The organism is Ruegeria sp. F11 (assembly GCF_056533855.1).
Genome location: NZ_JBQFOW010000005.1, coordinates 288,603 through 294,916, shown reverse-complemented (window position 1 = coordinate 294,916; position 6,314 = coordinate 288,603). Strand labels below are relative to the sequence as shown.

The 6,314-nt window shown below is 50.7% G+C and carries 7 protein-coding genes and 1 tRNA gene; 7 read left to right on the top strand and 1 reads right to left on the bottom strand.

Annotated elements, in window-relative coordinates:
- Positions 1-232: 232 nt before the first annotated feature.
- The 7 genes from ACR0NJ_RS09045 to ACR0NJ_RS09015 all read left to right on the top strand — a co-directional run bounded on the left by ACR0NJ_RS09045 (position 233) and on the right by ACR0NJ_RS09015 (position 4,621).
- The gene (locus ACR0NJ_RS09045; RefSeq protein ID WP_480816802.1) at positions 233-1,108 is read left to right on the top strand and encodes a hypothetical protein; all 876 of its coding nucleotides are present in this window, start codon (positions 233-235) and stop codon (positions 1,106-1,108) included.
- A gap of 420 nt (positions 1,109-1,528) precedes the next feature.
- A tRNA-OTHER gene (locus ACR0NJ_RS09040) sits at positions 1,529-1,622 on the top strand.
- A 19-nt stretch (positions 1,623-1,641) separates the two neighbouring features.
- Positions 1,642-2,148 carry a hypothetical protein gene (locus ACR0NJ_RS09035; protein ID WP_480816801.1) on the top strand — a complete coding sequence of 169 codons (507 nt, stop codon included), beginning with the start codon at positions 1,642-1,644 and terminating at the stop codon, positions 2,146-2,148.
- 3 nt (positions 2,149-2,151) lie between these two features.
- Entirely contained in the window at positions 2,152-2,880 is a 729-nt protein-coding gene (locus ACR0NJ_RS09030) for a hypothetical protein (RefSeq protein WP_480816800.1), read from the top strand.
- Positions 2,881-3,070: 190 nt separating this feature from the next.
- The gene (locus ACR0NJ_RS09025; protein WP_480816799.1) at positions 3,071-3,847 is read left to right on the top strand and encodes a hypothetical protein; all 777 of its coding nucleotides are present in this window, start codon (positions 3,071-3,073) and stop codon (positions 3,845-3,847) included.
- A complete protein-coding gene (locus ACR0NJ_RS09020; RefSeq protein ID WP_480816798.1) occupies positions 3,840-4,061 on the top strand; it encodes a hypothetical protein in 222 nt (73 codons plus the stop codon). Before ACR0NJ_RS09025 ends, ACR0NJ_RS09020 begins: the two co-directional genes overlap by 8 nt.
- Positions 4,049-4,621, top strand: coding sequence for a hypothetical protein (locus tag ACR0NJ_RS09015; RefSeq protein WP_480816797.1), 573 nt, complete (start codon positions 4,049-4,051; stop codon positions 4,619-4,621). The genes ACR0NJ_RS09020 and ACR0NJ_RS09015 overlap by 13 nt, the downstream gene beginning before the upstream one ends.
- A gap of 576 nt (positions 4,622-5,197) precedes the next feature.
- Here the strand turns inward: ACR0NJ_RS09015 and ACR0NJ_RS09010 are convergent.
- Positions 5,198-6,292 (bottom strand): S1 family peptidase, encoded by a 1,095-nt coding sequence (locus ACR0NJ_RS09010; protein WP_480816796.1) that lies wholly within the window; start codon positions 6,290-6,292, stop codon positions 5,198-5,200.
- Positions 6,293-6,314: the final 22 nt, after the last annotated feature.

The window sequence follows — 6,314 nt, the reverse complement described above, 5'->3', positions numbered from 1 at the left end:
CGCAAATCCGCCGCATAATCAAACAATCAGATGCGCCACACCCTCTCTTAGATCAGGCAGCCATCTGTCCCATAATCCCTGACGACGGACAGTCTTCTATTACGTTGGCCACAGCGTTCCTAATGGTGCCCATAGTCTTGCGCTTCACTTTTCTCGACCAAAAGGAGAAGATGCACAGCAAGTGCCTATTTCTACAATAGTTCAAGAACTTAGCCGGCACGGAATAAAGAATTTGGTCTTAATTATTGACGCCTGCCACTCCGGTCGATTGGCATCAGACCCAGCATTGAATGGGGTCGACTACTACTTGGTCTCGGCAACAGGTTTCAACTACACATATAATGCAGCGTTTTCGGATTCATTGCTGCGAGTCATGGAGAGAAAACACAGCAAGGGTGATCAGAGAGTTGATCGACGCAAAGGTGGGATAACATGGCGAAAAATCGTAGCCCGTACTCGCTCAACCATGCTTCAATCAGGGGTTGTTGACAGTGATCTGCCTCGGGAGAATGAAGCCGACAAGTTGGGTGATCAGGTCCTTCACGAAGTGCCTCTGAATGTTCCTACAAGCTTCATAGAATACAATGGAGGGCGAACACTTTATGGCAGGTTACGCAAGGTATTGAGCTACTTCGAGGAAGACGATCTTAGGATCGAGAAGATAACATCGCGCTGCCGATCCGACGACCTTTTTCTTATCCAAAAAGCCTCAGATGATCAAAGCGCCCGCTACGTTGGAAGTGATAGGATAAAGACTTATTTGGGGTTTATGGAAAAGTTGTCTTGGTTATCTGAAAGTGCTGGCCGTTTCAGTATTACCAGCCGTGGACGCGATGCCTTGACGAGAGCATTTAATTCAATTCTCCTTGAAGACATAGAGACCAAAGTGCTTCCAAGTGGCTTAACTCTTTCAGAGCTCGATGAGATTATTAGCGAACTTCTCGAAAACTTGATACCAACCTCTCCCGCTAGAATTGCGGAAGAGGCTAGAGGGCGAGGCCACGATTTTGAACTGTCTGATGTAGTTAGATTCGGCCTTCAGATCCTACCAGCAACTAGTCGATATCTAGGGGCGACAGCAGACAGTCTTTTTCCAGGAGATCGATAAGTTAGGTTCAAATTGCGCCCCTAGTTTTGAGTAATGAAACTTCCCGTATGAAGGTTGCATTCTCATTTCACGGTTAGATGGTTAGGTTTTGCAAAGTCCGCTTTCTGCGCATCGCTGTCATTGGAGCTTCGCGCGGCATCAGTCAATTTGGACTCGGTATCGACCGTCGCTGACTTCCGTATATGTGGCTAGAGGAAGCCTTAGGCCGACCATGCCAATCATGCTTACAGCTCTGCGATGCGGACAACCTATTTGGCACTCGTTTAGCAAGAAGGTTCCCGAAACTACGCGGTGAATTTCGAAGTGCAGCACACTCCGTCTTGACATAGTGACACGAACTGGTTCAGCTTCAAGTCATGACGTACTCACGCATCCACTGCCATCGAATATCGGCCTGAGGTCGATAACCCACGCGAACGTGGGAGGCAGCATTGGTATGCGGGCGAGGCTTATATCCTTGTAATTGCTCCAGATTAGAGTGCACGAGTCGGTTCGATTCCGACGCCTCCTACCATCCTCAGGAGGTGTCCGTCATGTCGGACGACATTACGAACGCAATTGATTTCAACCACATCAAGCAATCGGTCGAGGAGGGCCTCGGCCGCACACCCGAAGGCTGGTCCGGCTTGGTCACGGCGCTCTTCACAGATGTCAAAGAATACTGCGATCTTAAAGATGCCACCTACCCCTTTGTCGTCCAGATAAAAGAAAAACTCGGCGAGCTCCGCATCTACCACAGGTGTGATGATCGACACATACAGTCGATGATCACCGCCACGATTGCACGAGCAAATCATAGCTGTGAACGATGCGGTAATTCTGCCGACACCCAGCTGTTGGACGGCTGGTACATGACCCTGTGCTGTTGGTGCGCGCATGATGTTGCGAGCAAACGCCACCCTGAACGGAAGACGCTTTTTGGTGTTCGGAAAAAGCCTGTTCGGGATCGAATGACCTGCTCAGTTTGTGGCTATTACGGTCAGATCGACCGAACGGATGATCGCGGACGTTGCGCTGCTTGTGTGGCGAAAGGCTGGTGAACGATGCTTAAAATCGTTGTCTACGTGAACGAGAGCGAAGTCGCCCGGGCACAGGCTGGAAACGTCAGCGATGACACCGATGGTCTCTGCGACTACGAAGTGCGCGTGAACGAACGAGAGTTCGAGCAGCTCGGTATCGAAGAGAAAGCAGTACGCTTCGATATCTCGCAGCATGATCGCAAGCAAACCGTGTGGTCACTCGTTGAGAAAATCGCCGCCATGTGGCTGGAGAAGACCGGCGCGCGAGAACCCCCAACTAAGGCTGATGAGGTGACGCGCGCATTCCTGAAGTTGAAAAAGGCTGAGTTTTTGACCGGTCGAGCACCGCTATCTGATACGATCAGCAGCGCAGAGGAGTTCGACGCGCTCATTGCTGACGTAGAGATTGATCCACTAACCCGAGCTCTTTTGGCACTGCAAGAAGCGGCGTTGGCATTGGGCCAGGCAAAGCTGTCTGGTCCGATTTCCGCAGATGAAATCAGAGCGCGCAAGGTAGATGAAGAAGGCAACGAATTGCTGTCACGGATTCGGGCGAGCATTCGCGAGCTGGATGACCGCATCGCTAAAGAGGAGAATGGCGATGACCAAGACGAACACACAGACCCAGCCCTCGACGCCTTCCTTGAGTTTTTGGAGAAAGACATCGCAGCCGGAAACCTCGTTGGAGACCTAGCCGAACACATCGAAGCAAACAAACGTCGATTGAGTGATGATGATGACGAGGGCTATTGAGCCGGTCCTTAGGAGGATTGAAGATTCGAGGCTCCTGAAGATGGCCTTTGCGGTTCACGACAATGAAAGCAGTGTTGTGATCCCAATCTCGCCTGCCAATTTCGAAGGTATCAGAAGATCTGACGGACGAAGAAATCAGGCGTGTTGTTCATGAGAAAGCTGAAACGCTGGCGCAGCTGAAGGATGAGTGATGAACCAGGTTGTTGATTGGAATGACATCCAAGCAAGCGTTCTAAAGGCACTTGGAGAGCATCGTGTAGGCTGGGCTGACCAACTCGTAATAGTGCTTGAGGATGTAAAGCGCAGTGTTACACAACACCCTGATATCTTTGGGAGTGAGCTGCCGGTGGTCGTGCAGATCAAGCAAAAGTTGGGTGGCCTTCGAGTTTACACACGAAAATGCAATCGAAATATCTTTGACGAGCTGGAGACGCGTGTCGACGAGATCGAGAAGACATGTGAATCCTGTGGAAACACCGCGCAGGTGCAGAACATTCGAGGCTACCTAACGACACTTTGCTGCTGGTGCTACAACGACTACCTTCAAAGCCGATTTGAAGGCGCTGAGGCGAAGTGGCCGAGAGATCTCGAGCTCGATATCGCAGATCGCTTTCCAGATCTAGTTAGCGCTGATACTGCCTCACTTTGGCCAAGTGTTGGGCCGGGTCGGCTCGTCCTGCTGGGAAGGTTTCTCGCAGAGGCGGAGCATCTGGTTCGAGAGAACTGTGAGACACCGATTCAAGTGCAGATCTCGGATGCGACGACGGGCCCAGACGGTTCAATCCAGATCATCTTCCGTCTGTATGATCAATGCCTGGATCTCCCGCTCAAACGTCTCGTACTGGACAGCAAGCGCACATGTGCAAGATGTGGTCATGTCGGGAATATCGTACGGAAGAAGAACAAGGCAACTGTCCTGTGCGCGCACTGTCAGGAGCAAGGCGATTGGAATCCCTTCGATGAGTGATGAGTTTTCCGATGAAGAGATCTTTGGACGTCCGTTGGAGTCGATCCCTCTGGATGACCTGATTTATGAGCTGAAAGTACGGCTGAAAGAAGGTTCAGATGCATGGCCAGCACTTCTGACGACTGTACAGGAGCACATCGTGGACGCTGCTCCAGCTGATGGACCAGCAGAATGGACAGACATCTGGATTAAAGAGAATAAGTGGCCAAAGTGACCAAAAAAGACAAAATCACAGAAGGGTCAGGCAGCGTCTATCAAGACCTTGGCCTTCCGGAACCAATCGTCAGCCACCTATTCTGCGACTTAAGGATCGTCGCCGTCCAAGACAGCTTTTACCCGATTGAGATCGCAGTTTTGAGGGTGATCGATGACAAGTCACACATTTGGAGTTCGTCCATTTATCCTGCGCGATCATGGCCACAACAGGTACTGGATGCGTCTCCAATCGACGTGTCGACGGCTCCGGCCGCTGAGGAGATAGCAAACCAAGTACTCGATCTCATCGAGCGCTGTGAAGCCGGATGGATCTACTCGGATTCTTCAGCGACCTCGGGATTGTTGGAGCGTCTTTTGGCTGAAGCAGAGGTTGGGTATCTACACAAAGTCGACGTACTTCGTGCGGACCAAATCATGCAAGATGATGGATTTCGTCGAGCGATGAACCAGCAGCTGGAGGCACACAAGCGGATATCTGACGATCCTCGTGATGAGGTGAAGCGGTTGTGGGCCTGCTATCAAGCAGTGAAGGCCTCAGAGGAAGGAGGTGCGCGATGAGTATGGCAGACGAACCTGGCGGAGATAGTCAAGCAACATGACGAAAGGGATCTTCGCAATGCCAAGTGTTTATACAAAACACTGTTCAGGTCCGCAGGATGCGAGATCGCGAGACTGTAAATGCAGTATTTTCGCGACCTGAATAACATCATGTCAACGGCGGAGCAAAATTCGGCCATGGGGCGGAGCAAAAGTCGGCCACTTTTGGGGTGACCGACGCCATGGCAAACGCGCTCCGCAATAGCTGGTGGTTGCCAAGGCGTCTTGGTCCGTCAGGACCAATCTTTTCTGCGTGTTAAGAGTATTGCCGAGCCTTGCTCTGTGCCAGACGGTAGCCGCATTAGTAATCGCTTCCCGACGATTGTCACCCACAAACATGGTGAGGTTTCAAAGCGCACACCCAAATTCGTGGGAACAATACACAAGGCGCCGGCGATCAAAGCCTCGGCGCCTCTTTTTCCTGACAAAATCGAAGAGTTACGAATTGTGGGCGCCTAAACTCAAACAGAAATCGAACCAGAACTTCCGCTACAAATCAGCCCTCCTTGTCCGAAAAACTCTAACGGCGGACACCAGTTAATAACGTTGTTCAGCGACTACCGCTTCAATCCAGTCCAAATATTGGTAGACATCGACCATGGCGCTGACATTGCCAGGTTTTCCACACAGCGGTTTTTCTTTAGGGTCTTCATTAAAAATATAACTATTCACACCAATTTGGCGACTTGAACCATCGTCCTGTACCGCTTTTGCTGGTCCACCGCTGTCGCCGGGACAGAGACTGCTAGGACGGCGCCCAAACAGATCTGTAGTTTGTGTGCAAAAAACGCCGTCTCTCTTGCATTTTTTTCCCCTAGGCGCAGATTTGACTTCGCCGAACATCAGTTTGCTTGCAACTTGTGAAGGATTCAATTGCCCGAAGCCAAACAAGCTAATCAATGTTTCGGAGGATCTTGTCTCCATTGGCGTTGAGGTCGACTGAACTAGTGGCATTAAGGGCGCTTCTACCGAGCGGTTTAATCGCACAAGCGCAAGATCATTTTTGTATCTACCGGCTCTAAATCCATACTCATTGTGACAATATGGTGTACCAACTACTGGCGTACCGCCGAATTTAGTCAGTGAGGACGCATAAACCCTAACTAGACTTGCCGCTTCGTTCTCATTATTTGGGTTCACAAAGCAATGCGCCGCAGTCAACACCCAATCTTCCGCAATCAAAGAGCCCGTACAAGCGCCCCGTGTGCCTTGTTCCATATCGATGAAGACTGATACGACCCCGCGCCCTTGTTCTTTCGTCGCAAGAAAGCCGTCTGCGATACGCTCTTGCTCCTCAAACGTCTGATCAAACGAGTTTTGTCCGGTAAAGGCATACGATTCAATGTCACCCGATACTTCGCTGGCCAGTTGAAGAACATACGGGTCACTGCTTTTCAATTTAGAGCAAACCGTTGCAACTGTATTGAGGCGGGTTGTTGGGTCTTTTGAAGACGATTCGTTACCCGACCCTGAACCATTGCCCGCGCCGTCCTGATTGGCGCCTTCGTTTCCTGTCTGAGGGGGGCGGAACAAACCTTCTTCACAACCGCTCACTAATAACATTATAGGCAGGAAGCAGGCAAATGCCCAAAAGCTTAAAACTTTACTACGCAATTTCTTTCCATATTCCATAAACCCGTCCTTACTTGAATCG